At 42.2% G+C, this 287-nt stretch carries 1 protein-coding gene; it reads right to left on the bottom strand.

Annotation, left to right across the window (positions count from 1 at the left end; translation table 11 throughout):
* A partial coding sequence (locus SPADD19_RS11185; protein WP_338322300.1) for a C39 family peptidase occupies nucleotides 1-287 on the bottom strand: 287 nt, incomplete at both ends.

Genomic DNA, 287 nt, shown 5'->3' with positions numbered 1-287 from the left:
GCTTGGTTTCCACTTGGTTCTGGATAGCCAAATAGATTCTGATTCAAGACGCGAATCGCATCTCGATTATGAGTCCCATAGGGATTATAAGTCCCCATTTCCTTAGCCAATTGATGTTGAGAGACGCTAACCCCTCGACTAGCCAGCATCATATGGACTGTCGCAGGAGCACAGAAATACCATTCTTCTTGAAGTTTTAAAGAAATAGGCAATAGTTTTCGGATTCCTTGATTCTCTTTGGACGATGTTTCTTGTTTGACCGATTGAGAAGGTTGCGTATTCTCTTT

The sequence above is a fragment of the Streptococcus parasanguinis genome, from assembly GCF_001578955.1.
Lineage (GTDB): Bacteria > Bacillota > Bacilli > Lactobacillales > Streptococcaceae > Streptococcus > Streptococcus parasanguinis_U.
Note: the sequence above shows the minus strand (reverse complement) of the source record. Positions and strands in the feature narration are given on the sequence as shown.